This window comes from Kitasatospora sp. NPDC088160, from assembly GCF_044741445.1.
Lineage (GTDB): Bacteria > Actinomycetota > Actinomycetes > Streptomycetales > Streptomycetaceae > Kitasatospora.
This window is the reverse complement of the sequence record NZ_JBIUSS010000021.1, coordinates 103,081-125,860: the sequence shown is the minus strand read 5'-3', so window position 1 is coordinate 125,860 and position 22,780 is coordinate 103,081. Positions and strand designations below refer to the sequence as shown.

The window sequence follows — 22,780 nt, the reverse complement described above, 5'->3', positions numbered from 1 at the left end:
GCGGGGGTGGCCGACGCCGAGCAGGCGATGATCCGCTACCGGCCGCAGCAGGCCGAGGTGGCCAAGCTGCTCGCCTCCTACGCGGTGTTCCCTCACCAGGCACTCGGCTGGGACGAGGGCTGTAAGACGCGCAGCTCCGGGTTCGTCCTCTGGAACGCCGGCGACCCGCTCAGCGTGCGCTGCCGCTACGTCCACTACGAGGGAACCGAGGTGACCGAAGGGCAGTACCACGACCGGATCCGCCGGATCCTGGCCCGCACCGGCCACGAGACCGAGCAGATCGATGCCCCGGCCTGCCGCAACGTCGGCGTCCGGATCACCGGCATCCGGTTGCTCGACGCACAAGACCATCGACTCCTCGCGGCGCTGGCCGGTGGTCGCGTGCGCCTGGCCGGTGGCCGCTGGCGCGACGACAGCCGGTCCGGACGTCCGCTCGCCCCCACCACCCCGGTCCGGGACTACGTGCTCGGCGGCCTGGTCGAGTACGGCGCGGACCAGGTCGGCAGGCTCACCCCGGCAGGCTGGGAGCTGTACGGCCGGGCGGCCCGGGTCACCGTCCCGGCCGTGGACCTGAGCGAGTACACCTGACCGCGATGCCGACCCGGAACTGGAGCAGGGACGGCACACCACCAGGCGGCCAGGCCCAGTCGGCGCGGCACGGCGGTTGCACGGACGGCCTGTTCAATCCTGGTGCCATGACCGAACTTCCCGCACTGCCCGTGCCGCCGTACCACTACCCCCCGTACAACGAGCTGCCGCACGAGCCCGCCTGCGCCTACTTCCGCGCGGTCCTCGCCGCGCTCGGCCCCGAGGCCGGGTCCACCGACAGCGATGACAGTCTCTGCGGCTGGCTCGACGACCGAGACGTGCCGCTGTACGAGCTGTTCATCGGCTTCGGCCCCTGGACGCTGGTCTGGGACCAGGCCAACGGCTGGACGTTCGCTCTCGAAGGCCTGGACGGTGAAGACGAACCGGGCGAACGCCGCCGGCTCATCGAGGGCGCCATCGTTCCCGCACCCCACGATGTCGTCCGGGCCGCCCACATGATCCCCAGCCACGCCCGGGGCTGGACACTGCCGATCCAGGAGCAGGAGAGTCCGGTTCCGGCCGACATCCCGCTGACCCCGGCTCTGCAGGACCTCCTGCGCGAGGGCTTCATCCGTCCCGACACCGCGAACCGCCTGGCCGCGTTCGTTGCCGCGGAGCGGGTGGCCTTCCCGCACTGAGAGGCCACCTGAGCGGGCTGCTCGACCAGGGCATAGCGCCGGAACTGGTGGACCCGCTCGGGCAGGGGACGGCCAATGTCGAGCAGGCCCCGGTCGGGGACGCCGTGGGTGAAGATCCTGAGGGCGTCCCGGGTGACCTGGACCCCGGCGTCCAGGACCCCGACGAACGCGGTCTTGGTGAGGGTGCGCTGCTGGAAGACCTGCACGAACGCGGTGGTCATCGGGATGCCGAGATAGGCCGTGGCAGTGCCGTCGGGCCAGGTCGGATCGAGGACGAGGCCGTCGGGTCCGGAGCACCAGGCGTGCGGCATCGCCGTCCTGCCGGCGGCGAGGAAGGCGAAGCCCTCCACGTAGGCGAAGCCGGTCAGCTGCGCGATCCGCAGGGCGTTGGGGTGGCAGCGTCCGAGGAGACCGCGGCGGGGAGCGCCCCGGGGCCACGGCGCGGGGGTGAACAGCCGGCCCTGGGCGAGGACGACGTTGGGAGCCGACAGGGCGCCCGGTTCGGCCCAGGCCTCGACCACGGCCAGGAGGGCGCGTTCGGCCGGGTTCGGCTGCTGTTCGAGGGGCACGTTTCCAGTGTGCGCCGGGTCGTGGTGACCGGCCAGCAGGCATGAACCCGGCCGAAGCCATGACTGTCGGTCTCAGGCCGGCTCCACCCAGATGCGGCGGTGTCCCCGGACACCGCCGCGCCGGCTGCCGGGTCTTCCCGGCCGTTCATACCAGGGCCTCGGCCGCCGCGTAAACGGCCAGCCGCAGCGCGACGTCCTCAGTGAGATCGCCGATCTTCACGGCGATCCTCTGCTGCTCGGCGAGTCGAACGCCATCCGGCACCGGGGTCTCGACGGCGTCCAGACCCCGGCCCTGTCATTGCGTGGTACCTGGAAGCACCTGGTTGCCGCGGGCGTCCTTCTTCTGCGGGCCGTGGGCCGCACGCGTACCGTGCGGCCGCCGGCCCGGACCTGTCCCGCCTTCGAACGGAGATCGGATATGCCCACGCCCAACAGCCGGCGCGTTGCCGCGTTGCCCGGTGACGGCCCGGCAGCGCCCGCCTGGACCGGCGACCCGTCTGACGACGTCAACCACGTCTGCGGGCACCACCTGCGCTCGCAGTGCAGCGGCTGCGGCTCCTGCACCACGTGCGACGCCTGCTACTGCGGCGAAGACGACGGCTGGTCGGGCGCCGACCAGCGCCGCGAGCAGGAGCACTACCACGACCACGACGAGCACCGCCCCGGCTGTGGCTGGTGCGAGCGCGAGAAGGACCTCAGCGCCGGCTACACCCGCTGCCAGACGTGCGCCACCGCCTACCCCGAGGGCCGGTTCAGCGCCCGCTGGCACAGCCCGCCGACCTGCCGGACGCTGCCGGTGATCCCCGCCGACTACGACTGGGCGGCGCTGCTCGGCCGCCGGGTGGAGTTCCTCGGCGAGCAGTACAGCATCACCGGGCGGATCCGGGCCGAACAGCCGCTGCCCGCACCCGGCGAGCCGACGCCCGTGCTGCGCTTCGACCGTGAGGACGTCGGCTACGAGGACGAGATCGACGTGCTGATCCTGCCCCGCACGTGGCGGGAAATCCGGGTGCTCGACTGACCAGGCCGGTCAACGTCCGGCCGAAACCCTCCGTCGCGCGGCGGGCTTCGGCCGGACGGCTGGTGAAGAGGGTTCAGGGCGCGGTGTTGTCGTGGACAGTGGTGCGGCCCGGGTAGTGGTCGGTGAGGTAGGCGCGGGCTGCGTCGAGGTCGCCGACGACGCCGACCGTGGTGCGGCCGTCGGGCGCCGCACCGGTCTTGAAGACTTGGAAGTCGGGTCGATTCAGCGCCTGGAGTTCGCCTTCGAGGGGGTAGTCGTGGCCGTTGCGCCAGACCAGGTCCGAGGTGACGTGCCCGTGGACCACCCGGGTCTGGCCGGGGAAGCGCGCGTCGAGGGCCCGGCGGGCGTCGTCCACGCTGCCGATGACCTCGACGGTCTGGACGTAATCGCCGGGCTGGGCGGAGACGGTGTCGACGTGCCAGGTCGCGGGGCCGATACCGGCCTGGTGGATGGCCTGCTGGAGCTCGCGCAGGGCTTGGCCCCTGGGTGCTGGTCCGGGAACGGCGGCGGCCGCGCCGCAGGCGAGGGCGAGCACGCCGAGGGTGGCCGTGAGCCGGCCGGTGATCGCGACGTTCACCATGGTGCCGCCATCCTTCCGCGTGGTGTCAGGCAAGGGAGAGGCCGAACTTGTCGACGACCGGACCGATCGGCACAAAGACGACCGTGTCCCAGCAGGTGACGTTCCTCGCCGCCGTGTCGGTACCCCACTTGCAGGTGACCGTGCTGCCGCCGCCCGCGCTGATGATGCCCCGCGCCTGCATGTCGTCACCGCCGTTGACGCTGGCGACCACCGGGCCGCCGCTGTCACCCTGGGCCACCGCGATTGTGTGGTCGTCCGTGCGGGTCGCGTAGTCGAGATCGGAACGCCATACCCCGTCGACGTTGGTCGAGGTATCGGTCTTGGTGATCTTCAGCGCGCAGTGCGCGCCCGACATCGACCCGCTGTCACATACCAGGCTCCCGACGTTGTTCCTGCCCGCGCCGACCGTCCGACGCCGCTCACCCTGAGCGTTGTCCCAGCCACCGTAGTAGAACTGCCCCGACGGGGTGCCCTTCAGGCTGACGACCGCCGTGTCCAGATCCGAGTTGGAGTCCGACACCGACCCGACCACCGCCCCCGTGCCGCTCTTGTAGTCACCGGCGGCGCCGCAGTGGTGCGCAGTGAGCAGCACCGCCGTCTTCCCCCTCCACCCACCGAACGCCGACGAGCAGAAATCACCACCCGGGGTCGTGAGCTGCGCCCCGCCACTCCAGGGGCTGGCGTCGCTGTGCCGGGTCCCGGCGGCCTGCGGGGCCAGCCCGGGTTCGGCAACCACCGCAAGCCCAGCAAGCTCAGCCGCGCGTAAGGCCACCCGCTCGTGCTCCGCTGCGCCGGCCGCCGTCCGGACGGTCGCCAGGCTCTGGGCGGGGGTGTAGGTGACGGACAGCCCCGTGCCATCGGCGGCCGGGCCGACCACCGTCCACACCGCATCCGCCTCACCGCGCGCAGCTGCGGCGACCAGGCGGTCCCGCGCTGCACGGAGCTGGCCAAGCGAGTAGGGCGCAGACTGGACCTGTGCGGTGATCCCGGCCGGGGGGTGCGCGATCAGGCGGGTGACGCGCTCGGGGACGTCGCGGTGCCAGTACACCGTGAGCAGCCCCTGCTCGGGGTCGACGGTCAGGCCCGCGTATCCCGGGATGTCGGCGCGCCGGTTCTCCGGCACCGCTGCCGTGATCTGGTCGGCGAGCCGATCGAGGGCCTCCTGACGCTGCACCACCTCCCGGCCCGCCGGAGCGGGCAGCTTGTTGCGGACAGCGTCGGCCGGCAGAGCGGCCGTGGTCAGCACGGCGAGCACGACGACGGCCAGGACCGTCCTCCTGGGCATGCCGCCTCCCCCTCGTCCCGGACCGTCTCGGCTCGCGCGGCCGCGCGAGCGTTCACATCGGCCCAGTACTCCACACGGCAGGCCGCTCCCGCCAGCCGGTCGCCCGGATGTCACCCGGACGAGCGACTACCGCCCACACCGAAGCGCATCGCCGTACCGAAAGCCGGCCAGGGCCCGGGGAACCGGGTCGTACGCTTAGCCGTCACGAGACGCATCCACACCCGCGCGCATGTATCGCGCGATACGCCTCATGGTGTAGCGTGTATCGTGCGATACATCGATCGGCCGGTGTCTGGCCCTACGAGAGGGTTCGTCATGGTGGAACTGCCCCTGCACACGAGCAAGGACATGCGGGAGGAGGCCCTGGCGGAGTACGGCCCCGGCCCCTACTTCCTCAACAACGGGTTCCGCGAGTTCGGCGGCAGCGGATTCCACTCCGCGCGGTCGGTGCGGCACGGTGTCCGGGTATGGCTGATGGACGGTGCCGAGGCCGTAGCGTGCGCGCAGGAGGAGGTCGGCCGGGCCGCGGCGGATGCCGAGGTGGAGCGCCTGGTCGAGCAGATGACCCCCTGGGCGCCGGCCGTCGTGGCCCTCGCCCGCGCTGACTGCCTCGCCGCGAGCCACGACAAGATCGTGAAGCTCAGGAACGAGATCACCAGGGACACCCCGCGCGAGCAGATCGAGTGGCTGCTCGACCGCTACCCCGGGCTGCTGACCTCCGATGAGCGCAGGCTCTGGCACGCGCACATCCAGAAGATCCACACCGGGCTCAGCGTCAAGGCCGCGGCCGTCCACGGCGAGAGCCTCGACGCCCGCTCTGAGGCCATGGCCGCCGTGCCGCCCCGCGGTGCTCTGCCACCTCTGGGTACCCTGCCCCCCACCCCGGACAACTGGCTGGTGGCCGACTCCGGCCCCGTCGCCCGCTCCTGGACCCGGCCGCTGCTGGAACTCTGCGCGCTGGCATGGGCCGCCGCCCGCGACGAGGTGGTGGACTCCCGGGGCCCCATGGTCCGGTGGGCGGTCGGCGCGGGCATGGGCAAGTCGGAACTTCACCAGCTGACCGGCATGTCCCGTGCCACGATCGACCGGTACCTGGACCAGCCGGAGTAGCCGTCCCGGCGCCCGTCTTGCCATCACCAGGTGCCGGTCCCGTTCCCGTCAGCCCGGCTCGCGGGCGTCGGCGGCCAGGCGGCCGGTGAGCACCCGGGCGATCGTGTCGAGGGCGTGCCGCAGCTGGAGGTGCTCGGCCGCGTCGGCCGGTAACGACCCACCCGCTGGGGTGTCCAGCCGTCCATCGGATTGTGGTGCGCGTGAGCCCGCCCGGAGCGGCGGGACAGGTCCAGGGGGAACGGGTTGAGCAGCGGGCCAGTCCCCGCATCGCGGTGCACCTCGCAGAACCGGCGCAGCATCGTCTCGCCGTGTGCGACGGTGGGCGGCGCGTAGCCCGGCCCGGTCGACGGCTTCCCGGTCACCGGGTTCGGCGCGGCGGCGCCACGGACGGATCGCTTACTCGGCGCCTTGGGCTTCCTGGGTTTGACGGTCTCTTGGATCCAGCAGCTGAAGTCCCGGGCTTCCACACGGGTCGCTCGGTCCCAGGAGACGTCCACTGCCTGCAGGAACCTTCTCTGCACCAAGTCAAGCGAGGCGATCGCGGAGGGGTCTTCCTCGGACGGCTGCGCTGCGTGAACTCCGTGCGGGAGAATGTTCGGCATGACGACTTGAAGAGCACCGGCCCGGCGAGAGCGTTGGCGACAGGTAGCGGACTGGAGCACGGTTCCAGACGGTGATCGACGGGTCTGCGCCACTTGCAGAACACCCGTCTGCTCGTATCAGTGTCGCTTCCATCCGTCCGAGTCCTCCATGTTCGAGCGCTGCATCCGGCTCGCTTGGTGTTCCAACTGCAGGGTCTACTCCGGCAACATGGTCCACGTTCCGCGGCAGCAAGTCCTTGTCGACCTCCTCGCCTCTCTGCCTCCTGACCAGCGCGAGCGGCTCCTACGTTCGGAAACGCGAGTGATCGAGCTCCTGGACCGCCGGGCCAGAGGCGGCAGTGGTTAGGGACGGCGGCAATCCGCTCGCCCGTCGTTTGCCCGACCGCGTACGGTCTGCGCATGACGAGGACCACGCCGGCCAGACCGGTGTCCGTGGAGGCAGTGTTCCCGGAGCTGGCCCATTACCGAGCTCGGACAACCCGGTTGCACCCCAGACCGGGGCGGCCCGGCATGCACGACAGTCACGTCGGCGGGCCGATGATGTGGCCGGACAGCGAACCCTGGCCGCTCTGCCACGAGCCGCACCAGCGCGAGAGCGAGGGTTACGCACCGGAGGAGATCCGCAGCGCCAGGGCCGCAGGGGTCTGGCCGCCGAACCGACCATGGCCCCCCGCAGCAACTCCCGGACTGGACGACCCGGTGCCCTTCGTGGGGCTGGCCCAGTTCTTCCACCGTGACATCCCGGGCCTTGCCTGCGGACCCGACAACGCGGACCTGGTGCAACTCTTCCGCTGCCCCTTCACCCACGGCCCGCACCTGGAGCGCCGCTACCACCTGCGGTGGCGACAGGCCGGGCAGACCGAGCAAGCGGAACGCTTCCTTGCTGATCCGCCCCACGTGCCCCTGCTCCGATGGGAACACGAACTCCCCGAGCCCTGTGTCCTGCACCCGGAAGGGGTGGACACCTACCCCTGGGCGGAGGACGACACGCTGCCCGCCTCGCTGATCGCACGCATCGACGCGTGGGACGACGCCCAGGTAGCGGAACACGGCCCCAACGCCCCCAGCTACCAGTACGACCTGTCGATCCCGCCCGGCTGGCGCGTCGGCGGCTTCCCCAGCTGGGCGTCGACGGGCCCGATGACCATCGACTGCGCGTCCTGCGCAACCCCCATGCGGCTGCTGCTGACGGCCGAGGGCTACGAGATGGACGCCGGCTCGCACAGCTGGATGCCACTGGAGGACCGTGACCCGACCCTGAGCGGGAAGACGTCGATCCGGGGTGGCCAATCCGTTGCCCAACCCACTCGGCTCCGCTTCGGCCGGGACCAGGACCTGCACGTTTTCACCTGCCCGGCCGACCCCGGACACCCACCCAAGTGGGTGCTCGCCTGAGAAAGTGTTGGGTAATCGGGTGATCACTCGTTTTTGAGGTCGTCGGCGAGGCGGCGGGCAGCTTCCGTCTCGACGGGACCGCGGGGCTCGATCTCCGCGCCGGCTCGGCGTCCGGCTGCACCGTGTGGGTGGCCAGGGCTCTCAGGCAGGCCTCGCGGGCGACGGCGGAGACGGTGTCGACGGTGGAGGTGGTCACGTTCTCCATCGTAGGCCTGCCGGGAGTGCGGCGGCGGGTGAACCGGGCCTTCCCCGCGGCGGCCGCCAGTCGGGCCCGGGCCAGTAGCCAGTCCGCCACCGGGGGCAGGGAGCGGTTCAGGACGTAGCGGGCCGCGGAACGCGCCACCCGCCCGGCCGACGCTGCCACGGCGTAGCCCCGCATGCCGTCAGCGGCAGGCACCCCCACCATGGATACGCGGCCCCGGCCCGAACCCCCGAGCGAGCCCGGGAGCCGCACCAACAGCAACGGCCCCAGCGGAAGGACATCCCGCCAGGGCCGCCGCCGGGGATTCTCGGTCCCGTGCATTGCCCACCTACGCTACCGCCCACCGACGGCACCGCGCACGGCTCAGGCGATGAACCTGCTCCCGTCTTCGGCCCGGGCCAGAACAGACCCCGGCTCCGGCAGCACCGGCTACCGGCCCGAGCGGTACATCGGAGCCGTTCCGTGTTCTCGTACACCCCCGGCCATGCGGGGAGTCCGCAGGAACGGCTCCATGAGGAAAGTCGCCGATCGGTACACCCCGCAGCGCGGGGCGTGACTTTCCGGACGCCATGACGGATTACGGGGCTCAGGGCACACCCCCGACAGTGCGGGGCTTTGTCTGAGGGCAGGGAATCTGCTCATCCCGTTCCTGGGTTCACCCCCGGCAAGTGCGGGGTCGTCCGGACATCTTCAAGGCTACGCCTACGGCCTCCTCGACACCATCGGCGAGCGCGGCCCCCGGCCCGAACCCCCGAGCCGTGCCGCCCTGCTCCACCCTCACCGCCAGCGGCGCAGCCACAACCAGGTTGTGGCGAGTCGTGTGCGGAGGCGGTTCATCGCCGTGGTGAGGCGAACGCTTCAAGACAGCGTGCTGTCAGCCCCGGGGCGTGTGCAACCGGCGGCAGACTCCCCTCACGGGCGCGCGCCAGATCCCGCGCGCCGCCCGCCGCGAACGGAACAGGGCGGGCTACGGTGCGCGCCGCTACGGCGCCGGGATGCCAGCGACCGAAGCGACCGGCGTGACGACCTTCTCGGCCGTCGGTGGCACCCTGTCGGCCGCCACCGACGGCCCGCGCCGGCCCGGCACGAGCGCGGTGGTCATCTGGGGTGCTCAGGAGCCATAAGGCAAGTATCCAAGTGGGCGCTCAGCGTGGGGGGATCGTGTCGGGATCGCCCTCGAACCACAAGTCCTCCCCGGCATCATGGGAGGCCCGCTGCTTCCTATCGGCGGCGTGTCCGGCGGGAAGGCCGCACTGCCACCACTCACCAGCCGCGTTCGCATGCAACGCGGTGCACGTGCCGTCGGGGACCGGATCACCAGGGGGCAGGAGCAAGCCCACACCGGAGAGAATCTCCATCACCAGGCCACGAAGGTCGTCACCGCCGAGCGCGAGGCCGTGCTCCTTCAGGAACCTGTCGGCCGAGTCGCGGACTTCGTCGTACTGCTCGTCGGTGATGATGGTCCGTCCGACGTCCGGAACGGCATCCGGATCCTGGCAGCTCCACCGCAATTCCTCGTCCCCGTCCGGGGTCTCCGCGACGTGGTCGGCGGGCACCTCGTCCGTGTGGTAGCGGCCGCACTGGTGCCAGCGACCCGAGATGTCGGCCTTCAGGGCGCTGCAGTGGCCGCCGGGGGCGAGCCACAGCGGCTTGGGGTCGCCGCCGCTGGGCAGGTGGTCGACCTGGAGGCGGACGACGGTGCCCTCGATGACCGGGAGCTGGCCGGGGTGGTCGCGCCAGGCGGCGCGTCCTTGCAGTTCGGGGTGGAGCCTGTCCCAGCTCTGGGCGTGGGCGGTGCCGTAGCGGGTGGTCTCCGCCTTCGTCTCCGCGTCCGGGGCGCCCCAGGTCCGGGAGTCCTTGAAGATGAACTCGCTGCCGTGCTTGGGCGGCCGCCCGCCGGCCGGGTTGGCCAGCGCGAACTCCGCGCGGGTCGGAGCCGGGCGGCGCATCACCCGGTCCGAGCGCAGACGGCCCAGAATCTCCACGGGCAGGTCGCGCAGCAGCCAGGCCAGCCGCATCACGTCGTAGCCAGCGTCGGCCACGATCAACATCGGCGGGTCGTCCGGACTCCACTGCCCGGCGGCGATCAACCGGCCTACCAAATACCGGAGTTGGGCTGCGGTGACGGCCGCGGCGTCGGCGCCGGGCTCCAGTCGCACCGCGTCCAGCGGGGCGACCCATGAGGTCCGGCCCGATTCCAGGGCGACGACCCACGAGTAGGGCCAGCCCGGGATCATCTGGTGTCTGGCCTCGCCCCGGCCGTAGGTGTGGCAGAACGAGCGGGCGTCGCTCGTGTCGGCGTCGGGCCGCAGCCACGGCGAGACGTCCACCGCCAGCACCAGGCGGCCGTCGGCGGCTCGCGGCAGCGGCAGGCCGGCCAGCTCGGCCCGCAGCTGCTCGACGTCCATGCGGCCCTTGTTCAGCGCGCCGTACAGGGCTCCGTATCCACGTCGGTGCTCGGGAGCGAGCGCCAAACCGACCAGGGTCTTCACTGGGCCGTCGGTGCACAGCACCGCGTCGGTGAGCTCGAACAGCGCGTCACGCCGACGGGTGAGGCAATTGTAGAAGACCCCCCGGAAGCGCGACAGTTCCGCGAACGGCTCGTCCTGCACGCCCTGTTCCACCACACTCACGACCACGGCCTTCGCGTCAAGTCCTGTTCCTCTTGGTCGAGTTCAGGATGACGCGAAGGCCGTTCCGCTGTCCTGGGAACACCCGAACGAGTGATCACCGGGCCCGGGTTTTCCTCCATCAGGCGATCTTGGCAAGACTGGAAGTGCCAGTTCCTGGAATCCGGTCAGAGCCGGGCTGACTGCGGGAAGCTTGGGGCGAGCGGCGTGGGTCAGTGCCGTTCGAAAGCCAGGTCCCGAGGCTGCACATGCTCGCGAGGGCCCGCCGCCCGCAGGACCACGTCCAGCACTCGTGCCGGATCAGCGGCGTAGGCGTGCGAGAACCATGCCATGTTCGCCTCCACCACGGCCCAGCGGTGGCCCGGACGGTACGGGTCGAGCAGCTGCCCAACGTCCACAACGACGGCGCTCGGCAACGTGTGCCCAACTTCGGCGACCAGCCGGTCGGCGAACTCCGTGATCTCCGCTGCGATTGCCCGCGCGGCCAGGTCCGTACCGAGCGGGCGGGGGTCAAGCCGGCCGAACACCGCGTACCGGCTTGCCGCAGCGATCCGGCCGTCGAGCAAGAACAGCCGGTACTCCGCTGCGAAGGTCACCACCTCGGACAGCAGCACCGGCGTCGCCGGGTCCAGATCGGCGGACAGCCGCGAGCCGTCGGCGTGGACGTCGGCGGGAAAGGACTTGTCACGGGGCGGCTTCACGAACGTCGGCCGGTCGAGCGCCCACGCGTCCGCCACGGTCGCAGCCCGGACCCAGCGGCCGGTGAACTCCTCCGACAGCTCAGCGAGCCAGTCGTCCGTGGGCTCCAGCAGCGCGAACCCGAGCTGGCCCGCCAGCCTGGCACCCGCGACTGGCCCGCCGTACCAGTACGCGGGGCCCACCAGGCTGGAATCATCCGCAGCCCTGACCGCCATCCCACGGCCCGCCGCCTCTGCGGCCAGCAGCTCCATCGTCGACGTCCGCCGCCCGGGCATGACCAGCACCGCGATCCCCTCCCACTCACAAAGGCACCACGCTAGCCCCGTCGTGCCCGGCACCGCAGCTGAGATTCCCCGCCACAGAGCCCACGATGCGCTGGGCAACGGGGAGGTGCAGTTCAGGATCAGGGGGCAATCGCTCACGATCACCTGACTAGGCCAACTTGTTCGAGACCGCTGGATAAATCACAAGTTGAAAGAGATCCTCCGGAGTCACGGCGTCGGCCAGAGCCTTGACCGTTCGCCAGGTCATGCCGAGCTGCCGTTGGACGGCGCGCCGGCTGTGGCCCGCAGCCAGCAAGGCGTGCACTGCGGCGTGCCGGGCCCGGGTGCGGTCGGCGAAGCGGAAGCCCGTCTGGGGTGTCACGAGCTTCTTACTACCGCTCGCCGGCCGCCGCCGCGATCAAGGAGATCCTCTCCGCCCCTGATGTCAAGCGTCCCGAGGTCAGAAACTTGGCACTAGTCAAGATCACCTGACAAACGGTCAACGTCGCTTGTCGGAGGACAGGATGAGACACTTTTCCGTGGGACACAGAAGTTGCTCACATAACCTCCAGCAGTTCGCGCAGGGCGGTGGTGACGGGGTTCTCGTTGGGTTCGCTGAGGCCGCCGGGGAGCTGCCACCAGGTGGGGTGGCCGGGGTAGGGGTGGGCTTGGTGCAGCATCAGGATGCGTCCGGCTGTGTCGGTGACCATCGCGGTGGCCGACGCGATGTGGTGTGGCAGGGTTGCGGCGAACGCGGCCGGGTCGGTCCTGGTCGTCTCGGTGGTCACGGCTCGCTCCTTGCGGTGGGGGACCTCAGAGCCTATCGCGTCCAACCTGGGTTTTTCCGAGGCGACTTGAGTGATCATCAACCCTGTCGGATCGTTGTGTGCGGAGGCCGGCCCCGACGCCACTGGTGGGTCATCGAACCGGTCGCCCTGGCCCTGTCCGGCCCGTGACGAAGGAGCAGCCTTTGATCGCGGTCCACAGGACGGCGGTGGGCGTGTAGCCGGGCTTTGGCGACGATCACGTGACGCGCCTTGAATCCGACGGGCCGTGACGGCTGTTCCACAGGTATCGCCGACGTATCCGGCGCTTCGTCATGCTGTGGGCATGGGGTGGCCGACGAACTGGAGTTCGCCGGTGCGGAAGGCTTCAGCGTGCGGCTGAAGGTCGCCGTAGCCCTGCCAGTCGAACACCAGCTGCGCGAATGTCACGATCAAGTTCTGGCCGTCGATGCTTGGCGCGCCGGGAGCGGTCAGGACGAGGAGTAGCCGCTCATCGAGTTCGAGCAGCAGCTTGCCATGCCGTACGTGCGCCCAGGTCAGCTGGTGTTGATTGTCGAAGGGGCGACCGAACCAACCGCTGGGAAGGATCAGTCCTGCGTACTCGACATTGGCAAACCAGGCTGTGATCGCGTCGAGAGTCTCATCCGGTGCCGTCATGCGCCGATCATCTCCGGTCCGCGTACCGGGTGTCGAGTTGCGTTGCCGTGATCAGGGAGTCAGGAGGATCCGTAGCCTGAGGAGGTCGAAGTTGGCCCGACCGTAGCACTGGCGTTTGAGCGCCTTCGCGCGGGTAACGGCCTCACCCGGAAGGCCGCGCCACCGCCCCCGTCCGGACCCAAGACCGGTCCGACGCTCGTGTATTGCCCCCTTCCTCCGCCCGGCTCGACCAGACTGGGCGAACAATCGGATCACCTACCCCGAGGAGGCCGGTGCCGGTGGAGACCGCAGTGTTCATCACGCAGCAGCCCGAGGCCGACGCCCTGCTCTCGCGCAGCGCGCTCGCCCTGCTCGTGGGGGCACTGCTGGACCGGCAGGTGGCGACCGAGCGGGCGTTCGCCGGACCGATGACCATCGTCCGGCGTCTGGGACGCGAGGACCTCAATGCACATGAGATCGCGGAGTACAGCCCGCCGGACTTCGCCGTGCTCCTCGCGGCCCGGCCCGCCGTCCACGACCACCCCGCCTTCATGGCCCGACGCATCCAGCAGTTGTGCGCCTTCCTCGTTGCCCGCTACGACGGTCGGGCCGCCGCCGTATGGGAAGAAGCCGACAGCGGCGGGCAGCTCGTGCGCCGCGTGGGCGAGCTGCCCGGCTTCGGCCGGCAGAAAGCGCAGATCTTCACGGCCCTACTCGGCAAGCAGTGCGGCGTGCGACCCGACGGCTGGCGCGCCGCGGCCGGCCCCTATGGCGAGGACGGGACCTTCCGGTCCGTCGCCGACGTCACCGGCCCCGAATCTCTGGAGAAGGTCCGCACCTCCCGGCAGGAACAACGGCGTGCGACGCGGACCTGACCATGCAGCGTGTTCTACTGCGCAGCGGGGCGGGCGGCGAGAATCTCTTCGTACAGGGTGATCAGAGCCTGCTCGGTGTGCGCGCGGATGCTGTCCCATGCGCGGGAGGGGTCGGTGATCGGGTAGCTGAGCCCGAGCTTTTCGTGGTTCTTCAAGTGCTTGCCGTTCGGCTTCGGGTGGATGGTGCTGTTGCGGATCTCCCGGAGGCTGTCGAGGGTTGCGTTCGCGCGCGCGACTGCGGGCTGGTTGATGGTCGGCAGTTCCTGCGTCAGCCAGTTCGTCAGCCGTCCGAGTGCGTGGGGCGAGGGATGGCCTTGGGCCTTCCCGACCTGGAGGTTGGCGAGCATCTCGGTGAGCACGGTGATCCCGGTCTGGAGGCTGTGGTCGTCGTCGACGTCCAAGGCCAGAAGTGCCGAGCGGTCTACCGGCGGTCGGGCCGCGAACCCCGCGATGCCGAGCACGAGTTCGACGGTCACGTCGAGGACGCTGAAGGCCCGCAGCAGTGCGCGGGGGTCGCCGTAGGGCAGTGGCTGGGGGATGGGAAGGGGGGTGGTGGCGACGGTGATGGCGGCGAGGTACTCCTCGACGGAGGCGAAGTCGGCGTCCGGCAGCAGGTGGCCGGGCTGCACTGCCTCGATCCGGGCGTTGGCGTCCTGACTGGATATGCGGAGTCCGGGCCACTCGGCGGCCGCGATGAGTTCGGCCCGTTTCGCGAGCTCGTCCGACGCTTCGATCCGGTCGAGCACCTTCGCGAATGAGGCCTCTGCGTCCGTGGTGACGTAGGGGTTGGAGAGGATGTACTCCTGCGCCTTGCTGGCCGCCCGCATGGTCTCCAGCAGGATCCTGCAGATCCCGTCCGCGGTCTCGTCGCCCCGCAGGTGGTATAGCCCGGCGATGGTGAGCCGCACTTCGCCGTCCGGCCTGGGGTAGCCGTCCCGGTCGGAGAACACGGCCCGGTAGCCGGCGTTCCAGTCGCTCATCTGGGCCACCGGGACGCTGCGCAGGATGGCGGCGGCGTCGAGGCCTTGGCGGCGCAGCACGTAGTTGACGTAGCGGAGGGTTGGGAACTGGCCTTCCTTGGCGAAGGGTTCCCAGACGGTGTGCAGAAGGATGCGTTCCTCGGGGGTGAGCGGGTCCATCAGTGTACGCACCGTGTTGCCTCCGTTTCGGATCGATCGTCGGAGCCTACAGCTGTACCGCGGCCGGGACTTCGGGATTTCGTGGGCGTGGGCGCTGTGGGGTCGGTGATTCGGTCTGCGGGGTGTCAGAGGCGGCGCAGGACCGCGACGACCTTGCCCAGGATGGTGGCGTTGTCGCCGTTGATCGGCTGGTACGCCGGGTTGTGCGGGATCAGCCAGATCCGGCCGGCCTCGCGCTTGAGCCGTTTGACGGTGGCCTCGCCGTCGATCATCGCGGCCACGGTGTCGCCGTTCTCGGCGAGCGGCTGGCGGCGGACGACGACGGTGTCGCCGTCCTCGATGGATGCGCCGGTGCCGCTCATGGAGTCCCCGGTCACGGTGAGGGCGAACAGTTCGCCGTCGCCGACGAGGCGGCGGGGCATCGGGAGGATGTCCTCGACGGTCTGCTCGGCCAGGATCGGTCCGCCGGCGGCGATCCGGCCCACGAGGGGGACGGGGGTGGCTGCGGGCGTGGCGGCGTAGGCAGGTGTGGCGGGGGCCTGGGGGCGGTCGGCGGTGACGCGGTAGGCGCGGGGGCGCTGGGGGTCCTGGTAGAGGAAGCCCTTGCGGGCGAGGGTCTTGACCTGGTGGGCGACCGAGGAGGTGCTGGACAGGCCGACGGCCTGGCCGATCTCGCGCATGGACGGCGGGTAGCCGCGGCTCTGGACGGAATCCCGGATGGCCTCGATCACGCGGCGCTGGCGCTCGGTGAGTCCGTCGGCGTCGACGCCGCTGCCCTTGGGCCGGCCGCCGACGGCGCGGGGTGTGGTGGTGTCGGCCATGGTGCCCCTTTGGTGGTTCGGGTGGTGACTGTATCCCGCGGGTGGTGGGCCGGTCACCCTGTTTAGGGCGCTGACCTGCGTGGACGGCGGAGGTTGGCGAGTCATCGGAAGTCCCTGCTGCGGGTGCCGGCGGCGAGGGTGAGCGGTACGAGGCGGGTGGCGAGGAGGTTGAGGGCGCCGTCGCGGCGTTCGGTCGTGCCGTGGACGAGCAGGCCGGCGGACTGGAGGGCGGCCCGGCGCTGGCGTTCCCAGATGTGCGGTTGGCAGACCACGTTGATCAGGCCGGTCTCGTCTTCGAGGCTGAGGAAGAGCACGCCGCCGGCTGTCGGTGGGCGCTGGCGGTGGGTGACGAGTCCGCCGACGGCGACGAGCGCGCCGGGGGCGGCCGTGGTCTTGAACGTGTCGGCGGTCAGGGCGCCGCAGCGCTCCAGGTGGGGCCGGGCGTGCTGGACGGGGTGGGCGGTCGCGGAGGTGCCGGTGGCCCACAGGTCGGCGATGGTCTCCTCGATGGCGGTCATCGGTGTGAGGTCGGGGGCGTCGAGTGCGGGAGTGGTGCCCGGGAGCATGCCGTCGCCGGTGCGGGCGAGGGGTGCGGCGGACCACAGGGCCTGACGGCGGTTCACGCCGAGGCTGGTGAAGGCACCGGCGGTGGCGAGCGCTTCGAGGACGGGTTCGGTCAGGGCGGTGCGGCGGGCGAAGTCCTCCAGGTCGGTGTACGGCCGGCCGGAGGCGATCGTCTCGGCCCGATCGGGGCCGAGGCCGCGGACGGCCGCCAGTCCGAGGCGGATCGCGGGCCGGGCCCCTCGCCCGCCGCTGGGCGGGGCGGGTTCGAGGGTGGGCCGGGCCTGGCTGTGGTTGATGTCGGCGGGCAGCACGGTGACGCCGTGGCGGCGCGCGTCCTGGATGAGTGTCAAGGGGCTGTAGAAGCCCATCGGCTGGTTGGCCAGCAGTGCGCAGGTGAAGGCCTGCGGGTAGTGGTGCTTGATCCAGGCGCTGGCGTAGACGAGCAGGGCGAAGGAGGCGGCGTGGCTCTCGGGGAAGCCGTAGCCGGAGAAGGCGTCGATCTTGGTGTAGACGTCCTCGGCGACGTCGGAGGGGATGCCGCGCTCGGCCATCCCGGCGAGGAGGCGCTCGCGCAGTTCGGCGACCCGCTCGTGGGAGCGCTTGGCGCCCATGGCCTGGCGCAGCTTGTCGGCTTCGGCGGGGGTGAAGCCGGCGCAGTCGATGGCGAGTTGCATCATCTGTTCCTGGAACAGCGGGACGCCGAGGGTCTTGGCGAGGGCGCGTTCCATGAGGGGGTGCGCGATGGTGGCCGGCTCGCGGCCGTTGCGGCGGTTGATGTAGGGGTGGACGGATCCGCCCTGGATGGGGCCGGGGCGGATGAGGGCGACCTGGACGACGAGGTCGTAGAAGCGGCTTGGTCTGAGTCGGGGCAGGGCGGTGGCCTGTGCGCGGGATTCGACCTGGAAGAGGCCGATGCTGTCGGCGCGGCAGAGCATCGCGTAGACGTCGGGGTCGTCGGGCGGGATGGTGGCGAGGGTGAGGTGCCGGCCGTGGTGTTCGGCGATCAGGTCGCAGGCGTCGTGGAGGGCGGAGAGCATGCCCAGGCCCAGCAGGTCGATCTTCACGAGGCCGGCTTCGGCGCAGCCCTCTTTGTCCCATTGCAGGACGCTGCGTCCGGGCATGGTGGCCCACTCGGTGGGGCACGTCTCGGCGATGGGTTCGCGGGTGAGGACCATGCCGCCGGAGTGGATGCCGAGGTGGCGGGGCAGGCCGCGCAGCTGGGCGGCGAGGTCGCGCACGTCCTGGGGCACGGCGGATTCCGGGGGCGGCATGTCGCGCCAGCCGGTCTCGTTGCTGAAGCGGTCGAGGTCGGCGGGTGTGTAGCCGAGTGCTCGGGCGGCGTCGCGGATCGCCATCCGGGGCTGGTAGGTGATGACGTTGGCGACCTGGGCGGCGTGGTCGCGGCCGTAGCGGTCGTAGACGTACTGGATGGCCTCCTCGCGGCGGCGGTGCTCGATGTCGAGGTCGATGTCGGGTGGGCCGTCCCGCTCGGGGCTGAGGAAGCGTTCGAAGAGCAGGCCGTAGTGGATCGGGTCGACGGAGGTGATCCCGAGGGCGTAGCAGACGGCGGAGTTGGCGGCTGATCCGCGGCCCTGGCACCAGATGTCGGCGGTGCGGCAGAAGTCGACGATGTCGTGGACGATCAGGAAGTAGCCGGCGAGGTCGAGTTGCTCGATGACGTCGAGCTCGTAGGCGATCTGGCGGTGTGCCGTCTCGTTGGCGGGGTCGAAGCGGGTGGCGGCGGCGCGCAGGGTGAGGTGGCGCAGCCAGGTGGCCTCGGTGTGGCCGTCGGGGACGGGGTATCCGGGCAGGCGGGGGGTGATGTCGCGGAAGTCGACGGCGCAGGCGCGGCCGAGGTCGACCGTGTTCTGTTGGACGCCCGGCCACGGGGTGAGGCGGTGGGCCATCTCGGTCGGGGAGCGCAGGTGTGCGGTGCCGGCCGCGGCGAGGTAGGGCTCGGCTTCGGCGAGCGAGCGGGACTGGCGCAGCGCGGCGAGGGTCTGGGCGAGGCGGGCCTGGGCGGGGGAGGCGTGGTGGGCGGCGGTGGTGGCGACCAGGGTGAGGCCGGTGCGGTGGGCGAGGTCGGCGAGGGCGTCGTTGCGGTCGTCGTCGCCGGGCAGGTGGTGGTCGGTCAGTTCGACGTGGACGTTGTCGGACCCGAAGCGCTCGGCGAGGGCGCGCAGTTCGCGCTCGGCTGCGGCCGGTCCTTCGGCGTCCAGGGCGCGGCGTACGGCGCCCTTGCGGCAGCCGGTGAGGATGGCCCATTGGCCGTTGTGGGCGTCGGCGAGGCGGTCGGTGTCGTAGCGGGGGCGGCGTTTGCCCTGGCCGGCGAGGTGGGCGTCGCCGATCGTCTTGGAGAGGCGGCGGTAGCCGTCAGGGGTGCGGGCGAGGATGAGGAGGTGCTCGCCGTCCTGGTCGGGGACGCCGGTGGGCGCGAGCGCGGCGGCCAGGGTCAGTTCGGCGCCGAAGACGGTGCGGATGCCGGCGGTGCGGGCGGCGGTGGCCAGGGTGGGGGCTGCGTAGAGGCCGTCGTGGTCGGTGACGGCGAGGGTTTCGGTGCCGAGGCGGGCCGCCTCGGCGACCAGGTCGGCCGGGTCGCTGGCGCCGTCGAGGAAGCTGTAGGAGGAGTGGACGTGCAGCTCGGCCCAGGCCTGGCCGCCGGCGCGTTGGTGCCGGACGGGGGCGGGGGTCTTCTCGGGGGGCTTCTTGGCGGGGAACGGCACGACCGCGCGGTCGCCGCCGGTGGGGGTGCCGGCGAGGCGGCGGTGCAGTTCGCGCCAGGGGGTGTGGGGGTGGCTGGTGAATGAGGCCATGACGGTGGATCCGAACGGAAGGTGGGGGGTGGTGGGTCGGACCGGCGGGTGCGGGTCAGCTGTCGTAGTCGCCTTCGACGTGCCAGCGCCCGGCGGTGACGGCCAGCAGTAAGGCCCGGCCGTCGTGGGTGACGACCTGCATCCGCGCGGTGCGCCGGGCCTGCTCGGGGTCCCACCAGCGTTCCTGCTCCGGCCACGGTCCGGCCCAGGCCGCCACGTCGGCGCTGCCCGCGGGCAGCAGGAGGCGTGCCGGGGCGCCGCTGACCTCCGCCCGGGCGGTGACCTGGACGTCGTGGCCGTCGGCGTCCAGCAGGCGCACCGGCGGGGGTGTGTCGGGCACGTGGGTGGGCGACGGTGCGGGCAGCCGGCCGGGCCAGGGGCCGTCCGCCCGGCGCTCCTGGTGGGCATCGCCCCAGGGGGTGCGCACCGTGCGGTCGGCGGGGGCGCGGCCGCCGGCCAGCTCGGCGGTGGCCGGCGCGGTGTGGCCCAGGATCGCCTGCACCCGGGCGACCGCCCGCTCGGCCCGCGCGGTGGCTTCGTGGTCGCCGTCCTCCAGGGAGAGCTGGCGGCCCGGGTCGTGCACCAGGCCGTCGGGCAGCAGGCGCAGGGCCACCACGCCGCCCGCTCGCTCGTCGAACACGGCTCGCCGTTGCCAGGCCTGCAGCTGCCAGCGGACCCGCTCGGCCACCGCCCCCACCGACAGGACGCCCTCGTGCCTCCAGGCCCGGCAGGCGGTTGTGCCGTCGGCGCACTGCACCTCGATCTCCACCCGCTCGCACGCCAGCCCCGCCGAGGCCAGGCCCGCGTGCAGGCGCTCGGCCAGAGCGCGGGCGGCGAACACCAGCGGCTCCGCCACCGTGAAGGGTTCCTCGAAGCGTTCCTCGACCGTCAGGTCGGTGCCGGGCGGGCGCGCCACGACCGGGCGGGCCTCAAGTCCGCGGGCCAGCCGGTGCGCGAGCGTCCCGCCGGCGCCGAAGCGGTCCGCGACGCTGGAGGCCGGCAGGGCGGCGAACTGGCCGAGCGTCGTGATGCCCAGACGCAGCAGCAGGCCTGCCAGTCGGTCGTCGCCGAGCTCGGCCACCGGGTGCGCGGCCAGGAAGCGGGCGCTGTGGCCCGGCGGGACGATCCGCTCGGCGCGGGCGGCCAGCTGCGCGGCGAACAGCCCGTCGGCGATCCCGGCCCGGCACGGGTGCCCGGTCGTCTCGACGGCGTCGACGATCCGCTCGGCCAGGACGTCCTCGCCGCCGTGGAAGCGTGCCGCGCCGGCGGCCGCCACCGCGAGCACGCCCGGGCGCACGACCTCCAGGTGCGCGGCCAGCGCGCCGACCGCGTCGGCGACCGGCTCGAACGCCGCCGCCTCGGCGTCGGTGTCGCGCTCGACCACCTCCAGGTCCTGCACCAGGGCCTGCGCGGAGCGCACCTGCTGCCCGCGCCGCACCCCCACCGCCCGCGCGCCGCCGCTCGCCGCCACGACCCGGCCGCGCTCGACGACCGCCACCAGCCGCCGCGGGCCCGGCTCGGCGCCGAGCACCGCGGCGACCGGCCAGTCCGGCACCCACCCGACCAGGACCCGCGGCACCCGCTCGTCGCCCGGCATCTCAGACCACCGTCAGCGGACCGCGTCCGGCCGCCGTCCGCACCGCCGCCCCGGGCACGGCGGACACCGAGGCCTCGGCTTCGGCCGTGCGCACGGCGCCCTGCGCGTCCGGCAGCCACAGACCGACCCGCCGCTCGCGCGCCGCCGCGCCCCGGCCACCGGTCTCCACCACCAGCCGACGCGCGCGCAGCCGGCCGCGACCCGCGCCGAGGCCCTCCCAGTGCCGCGCCACCACCCGCAGCCGCACCCGCGCCCCGGGCCACTCCCCCGCCACCACCACCGCGCACCCGCTGCGGCGGGCCACGTTCGCCAGGCGCTCGCGCGCCGCGGCGGTCGGCGCCGCGCCGCCCAGCAGCAGGAGACCGACGCCGTCGGCCATCGCCAGGGCCACCTCGGCCTGCCGCTCGCGCGGGGCCTCGATCACGATGAGGCGGCGCAGGTCGACGCCGAGTTCCGCCGCCGCCAGCGTCCCGAGGTCATCGATCCCCACTGCCCCGGCCCAGGTGCCTTCGGACGTGGCGGCGGCCGCGAGCGCGAGCACCAGCGCGGTACCGCCGGTCACCGACACCACGGCGCCCGGGCGCAGGCCCCGCTCCGGGAGCAGGTCCCGCAGGGCGGGCAGCACCGGCACCAGCGGCCCCGGACGGGACAGCTGCAGCTGGGGCGCCAGTGCGGCGAGGGATGCTTCCACAACCCCAGGATCGAACATTCGTACGAAAAAGAAAAACGGAATCCCGCTTCTCATTAAATCGGTCACCCGTTCGAATCAGTGCCATCACCGCAGGTCACGGCGCCAGGGATGCTGTAGTGTCCGGCAGGCCGCGCACCGCAGCAGGGCATCCGGCGAGAAGAGGCACAACCGTGGAGCCCCTCCGGTACACCTGGCGCCCACCAGCCCCGCTCGACCTCGCCAACGTCATCGCGCCCCTGCACCGCGGTGCCGGCGACCCCGTCTCGGCCAGCGCGACATACTCGTCGACTGGCCCGCCCTCGATGCGGATCTGTAGATCCATCGCCCTCCCCCTCCTGCCTGCGTTGGCCGCTGATCGGCTGCGGACCGGCGCCGCGACTGGGACCTGCCGTCAGCGAGGAGCGGTTCAGAAAAACGGCCCTTCTGTGAAGGGAACTGAAGAAGCCGCCCTCCTCCCGGGTCACCCCTGACCCGTACACAAGCGCCGTCACCGGGACCCGCGGCCTGTCGGCTCCATATGGCTACCCTTCTACCGTGGACCTCTACTTCGATCCGGTACCTCTGCTCGGCGATGCGCGCGGGGCGTTTCTGGGGCAGTGGCCGGATCGGAAGTGGCTCAACGTGCCTGGGCAGTTCTACGGGGCCGACACCGACAACTGCGGCACCGGCCGTCTCCACGCCCCTGGACTCGTGCTCTACGAGGCCGACGCCTTCACCGAGTACGTGTACCGGCAGCCCCGAACGCCGGAGGAGCTCCAGCAGCTGGTCGACGCGGCGGAGGCCGAGGCGTTCTCCGGCTACGGCTGCGACGGCGACGCCCACTGGACGCCGGCAGCGGTCCGGGAATGGTGGCGCGACCGAGGGCGAATCACGGAGTACCTGGCGAACCGGCGAGCCGACTGGGAGGCCGGCGACGCGAATGCAGGGCAAGGGGTGGCCGCCGCTGCCTTGGAGTACGCCGACTACCTCGACGGCGAGCTGGCATCGCACCTCCGCGTCTATCTGTTCTGGCTTGAGGAGCGACGCTCTCCCACAGTTACGGACCGACTGCCGCAGCTCTGACGGCGGTGACGCATCAGTTGCGGAGCCAGCGACGGTCGGCGATGGTCCGCCATCGGCCACGTCGCTGCGGGAGCGACCGGATGTCGGGAAAAACCTGATACTCAAGTTCGCGGAACGCCTGTACCAGGGGTTCGTCGACCCCCCGTCGCTCCCCTGGCATATCGACCCCACGGAGAACTTGGAGACCTACGCCCTGGTGGGCATCCTCTTCGACG

Annotated in this window: 22 protein-coding genes; 10 read left to right on the top strand and 12 right to left on the bottom strand. The window is 71.7% G+C overall.

The features are described 5' to 3' along the window. Positions 1–6 precede the first annotated feature (6 nt). The 4 genes from ACIOGZ_RS29875 to ACIOGZ_RS29860 all read left to right on the top strand — a co-directional run bounded on the left by ACIOGZ_RS29875 (position 7) and on the right by ACIOGZ_RS29860 (position 2,816). On the top strand, positions 7–588 hold the full coding sequence (locus tag ACIOGZ_RS29875; protein ID WP_400988345.1) for a hypothetical protein: 582 nt from the start codon (positions 7–9) through the stop codon (positions 586–588). A gap of 107 nt (positions 589–695) precedes the next feature. Further along, on the top strand, positions 696–1,226 hold the full coding sequence (locus ACIOGZ_RS29870; RefSeq protein WP_400988343.1) for a DUF6292 family protein: 531 nt from the start codon (positions 696–698) through the stop codon (positions 1,224–1,226). A 47-nt stretch (positions 1,227–1,273) separates the two neighbouring features. Then, positions 1,274–1,840: a hypothetical protein gene (locus tag ACIOGZ_RS29865; protein ID WP_400988341.1), complete on the top strand. Its 567-nt coding sequence runs from the start codon at positions 1,274–1,276 to the stop codon at positions 1,838–1,840. Positions 1,841–2,213: 373 nt separating this feature from the next. Then, positions 2,214–2,816: a hypothetical protein gene (locus ACIOGZ_RS29860; RefSeq protein ID WP_400988339.1), complete on the top strand. Its 603-nt coding sequence runs from the start codon at positions 2,214–2,216 to the stop codon at positions 2,814–2,816. Positions 2,817–2,889: 73 nt separating this feature from the next. Here ACIOGZ_RS29860 and ACIOGZ_RS29855 read toward each other — a convergent pair whose 3' ends face one another. After that, positions 2,890–3,396 carry a hypothetical protein gene (locus ACIOGZ_RS29855; protein ID WP_400988337.1) on the bottom strand — a complete coding sequence of 169 codons (507 nt, stop codon included), beginning with the start codon at positions 3,394–3,396 and terminating at the stop codon, positions 2,890–2,892. A gap of 25 nt (positions 3,397–3,421) precedes the next feature. Further along, positions 3,422–4,681 (bottom strand): hypothetical protein, encoded by a 1,260-nt coding sequence (locus tag ACIOGZ_RS29850; protein WP_400988335.1) that lies wholly within the window; start codon positions 4,679–4,681, stop codon positions 3,422–3,424. Between the two features lie 315 nt (positions 4,682–4,996). Between ACIOGZ_RS29850 and ACIOGZ_RS29845 the strand changes: the two genes are divergently transcribed. The 4 genes from ACIOGZ_RS29845 to ACIOGZ_RS29830 all read left to right on the top strand — a co-directional run bounded on the left by ACIOGZ_RS29845 (position 4,997) and on the right by ACIOGZ_RS29830 (position 9,114). After that, complete coding sequence (locus tag ACIOGZ_RS29845) at positions 4,997–5,791, top strand: hypothetical protein (RefSeq protein WP_400988334.1); 795 nt, start codon at positions 4,997–4,999, stop codon at positions 5,789–5,791. 30 nt (positions 5,792–5,821) lie between these two features. After that, on the top strand, positions 5,822–5,944 hold the full coding sequence (locus tag ACIOGZ_RS29840; protein WP_400988333.1) for a hypothetical protein: 123 nt from the start codon (positions 5,822–5,824) through the stop codon (positions 5,942–5,944). An 875-nt stretch (positions 5,945–6,819) separates the two neighbouring features. Then, the gene (locus ACIOGZ_RS29835; protein WP_400988428.1) at positions 6,820–7,788 is read left to right on the top strand and encodes a hypothetical protein; all 969 of its coding nucleotides are present in this window, start codon (positions 6,820–6,822) and stop codon (positions 7,786–7,788) included. A 1,197-nt stretch (positions 7,789–8,985) separates the two neighbouring features. Then, positions 8,986–9,114 carry a hypothetical protein gene (locus ACIOGZ_RS29830; protein ID WP_400988331.1) on the top strand — a complete coding sequence of 43 codons (129 nt, stop codon included), beginning with the start codon at positions 8,986–8,988 and terminating at the stop codon, positions 9,112–9,114. Between the two features lie 21 nt (positions 9,115–9,135). Here the strand turns inward: ACIOGZ_RS29830 and ACIOGZ_RS29825 are convergent, their stop codons facing one another. From ACIOGZ_RS29825 to ACIOGZ_RS29805, 5 genes are all read right to left on the bottom strand, one after another. Beyond that, positions 9,136–10,623: a transposase gene (locus ACIOGZ_RS29825; RefSeq protein WP_400988329.1), complete on the bottom strand. Its 1,488-nt coding sequence runs from the start codon at positions 10,621–10,623 to the stop codon at positions 9,136–9,138. A gap of 209 nt (positions 10,624–10,832) precedes the next feature. Beyond that, positions 10,833–11,570: an ATP-grasp domain-containing protein gene (locus ACIOGZ_RS29820; RefSeq protein ID WP_400988425.1), complete on the bottom strand. Its 738-nt coding sequence runs from the start codon at positions 11,568–11,570 to the stop codon at positions 10,833–10,835. Between the two features lie 181 nt (positions 11,571–11,751). Next, the gene (locus ACIOGZ_RS29815; protein WP_400988328.1) at positions 11,752–11,964 is read right to left on the bottom strand and encodes a hypothetical protein; all 213 of its coding nucleotides are present in this window, start codon (positions 11,962–11,964) and stop codon (positions 11,752–11,754) included. Positions 11,965–12,139: 175 nt separating this feature from the next. Then, complete coding sequence (locus tag ACIOGZ_RS29810) at positions 12,140–12,370, bottom strand: NUDIX hydrolase (protein ID WP_400988327.1); 231 nt, start codon at positions 12,368–12,370, stop codon at positions 12,140–12,142. 309 nt (positions 12,371–12,679) lie between these two features. Further along, entirely contained in the window at positions 12,680–13,024 is a 345-nt protein-coding gene (locus ACIOGZ_RS29805; protein WP_400988325.1) for a hypothetical protein, read from the bottom strand. 278 nt (positions 13,025–13,302) lie between these two features. On the opposite strand from ACIOGZ_RS29805, the gene ACIOGZ_RS29800 reads away from it, so the two are divergent. Beyond that, on the top strand, positions 13,303–13,878 hold the full coding sequence (locus tag ACIOGZ_RS29800; protein ID WP_400988423.1) for an HhH-GPD-type base excision DNA repair protein: 576 nt from the start codon (positions 13,303–13,305) through the stop codon (positions 13,876–13,878). A gap of 14 nt (positions 13,879–13,892) precedes the next feature. On the opposite strand, the gene ACIOGZ_RS29795 is transcribed toward ACIOGZ_RS29800, so the two are convergent. The 5 genes from ACIOGZ_RS29795 to ACIOGZ_RS29775 all read right to left on the bottom strand — a co-directional run bounded on the left by ACIOGZ_RS29795 (position 13,893) and on the right by ACIOGZ_RS29775 (position 21,503). Beyond that, complete coding sequence (locus ACIOGZ_RS29795) at positions 13,893–15,029, bottom strand: hypothetical protein (RefSeq protein WP_400988323.1); 1,137 nt, start codon at positions 15,027–15,029, stop codon at positions 13,893–13,895. 113 nt (positions 15,030–15,142) lie between these two features. Next, entirely contained in the window at positions 15,143–15,838 is a 696-nt protein-coding gene (lexA, locus tag ACIOGZ_RS29790; protein WP_400988321.1) for a transcriptional repressor LexA, read from the bottom strand. 101 nt (positions 15,839–15,939) lie between these two features. After that, positions 15,940–19,215, bottom strand: coding sequence for an error-prone DNA polymerase (locus tag ACIOGZ_RS29785; protein ID WP_400988319.1), 3,276 nt, complete (start codon positions 19,213–19,215; stop codon positions 15,940–15,942). Positions 19,216–19,270: 55 nt separating this feature from the next. Continuing rightward, positions 19,271–20,812, bottom strand: a complete 1,542-nt coding sequence (locus ACIOGZ_RS29780; RefSeq protein WP_400988318.1) for a DNA polymerase Y family protein — start codon at positions 20,810–20,812, stop codon at positions 19,271–19,273. Position 20,813: 1 nt separating this feature from the next. Next, positions 20,814–21,503 carry a hypothetical protein gene (locus tag ACIOGZ_RS29775; RefSeq protein ID WP_400988316.1) on the bottom strand — a complete coding sequence of 230 codons (690 nt, stop codon included), beginning with the start codon at positions 21,501–21,503 and terminating at the stop codon, positions 20,814–20,816. Between the two features lie 534 nt (positions 21,504–22,037). Here ACIOGZ_RS29775 and ACIOGZ_RS29770 point away from each other — a divergent pair. Continuing rightward, a complete protein-coding gene (locus ACIOGZ_RS29770) occupies positions 22,038–22,565 on the top strand; it encodes a ferredoxin (RefSeq protein ID WP_400988314.1) in 528 nt (175 codons plus the stop codon). Positions 22,566–22,780 lie beyond the last annotated feature (215 nt).

Coding starts and splice junctions, on each gene's coding strand:
- ACIOGZ_RS29870 (WP_400988343.1), top strand. CDS start 696: ATGACCGAACTTCCCGCACTGCCCGTGCCGCCGTACCACTACCCCCCG.
- ACIOGZ_RS29820 (WP_400988425.1), bottom strand. CDS start 11,570: ATGGAGCTGCTGGCCGCAGAGGCGGCGGGCCGTGGGATGGCGGTCAGG.
- ACIOGZ_RS29830 (WP_400988331.1), top strand. CDS start 8,986: ATGCCAGCGACCGAAGCGACCGGCGTGACGACCTTCTCGGCCGTCGGT.
- ACIOGZ_RS29860 (WP_400988339.1), top strand. CDS start 2,214: ATGCCCACGCCCAACAGCCGGCGCGTTGCCGCGTTGCCCGGTGACGGC.
- ACIOGZ_RS29850 (WP_400988335.1), bottom strand. CDS start 4,681: ATGCCCAGGAGGACGGTCCTGGCCGTCGTCGTGCTCGCCGTGCTGACC.
- lexA (WP_400988321.1), bottom strand. CDS start 15,838: ATGGCCGACACCACCACACCCCGCGCCGTCGGCGGCCGGCCCAAGGGC.
- ACIOGZ_RS29855 (WP_400988337.1), bottom strand. CDS start 3,396: ATGGTGAACGTCGCGATCACCGGCCGGCTCACGGCCACCCTCGGCGTG.
- ACIOGZ_RS29780 (WP_400988318.1), bottom strand. CDS start 20,812: ATGCCGGGCGACGAGCGGGTGCCGCGGGTCCTGGTCGGGTGGGTGCCG.
- ACIOGZ_RS29845 (WP_400988334.1), top strand. CDS start 4,997: ATGGTGGAACTGCCCCTGCACACGAGCAAGGACATGCGGGAGGAGGCC.
- ACIOGZ_RS29805 (WP_400988325.1), bottom strand. CDS start 13,024: ATGACGGCACCGGATGAGACTCTCGACGCGATCACAGCCTGGTTTGCC.
- ACIOGZ_RS29785 (WP_400988319.1), bottom strand. CDS start 19,215: ATGGCCTCATTCACCAGCCACCCCCACACCCCCTGGCGCGAACTGCAC.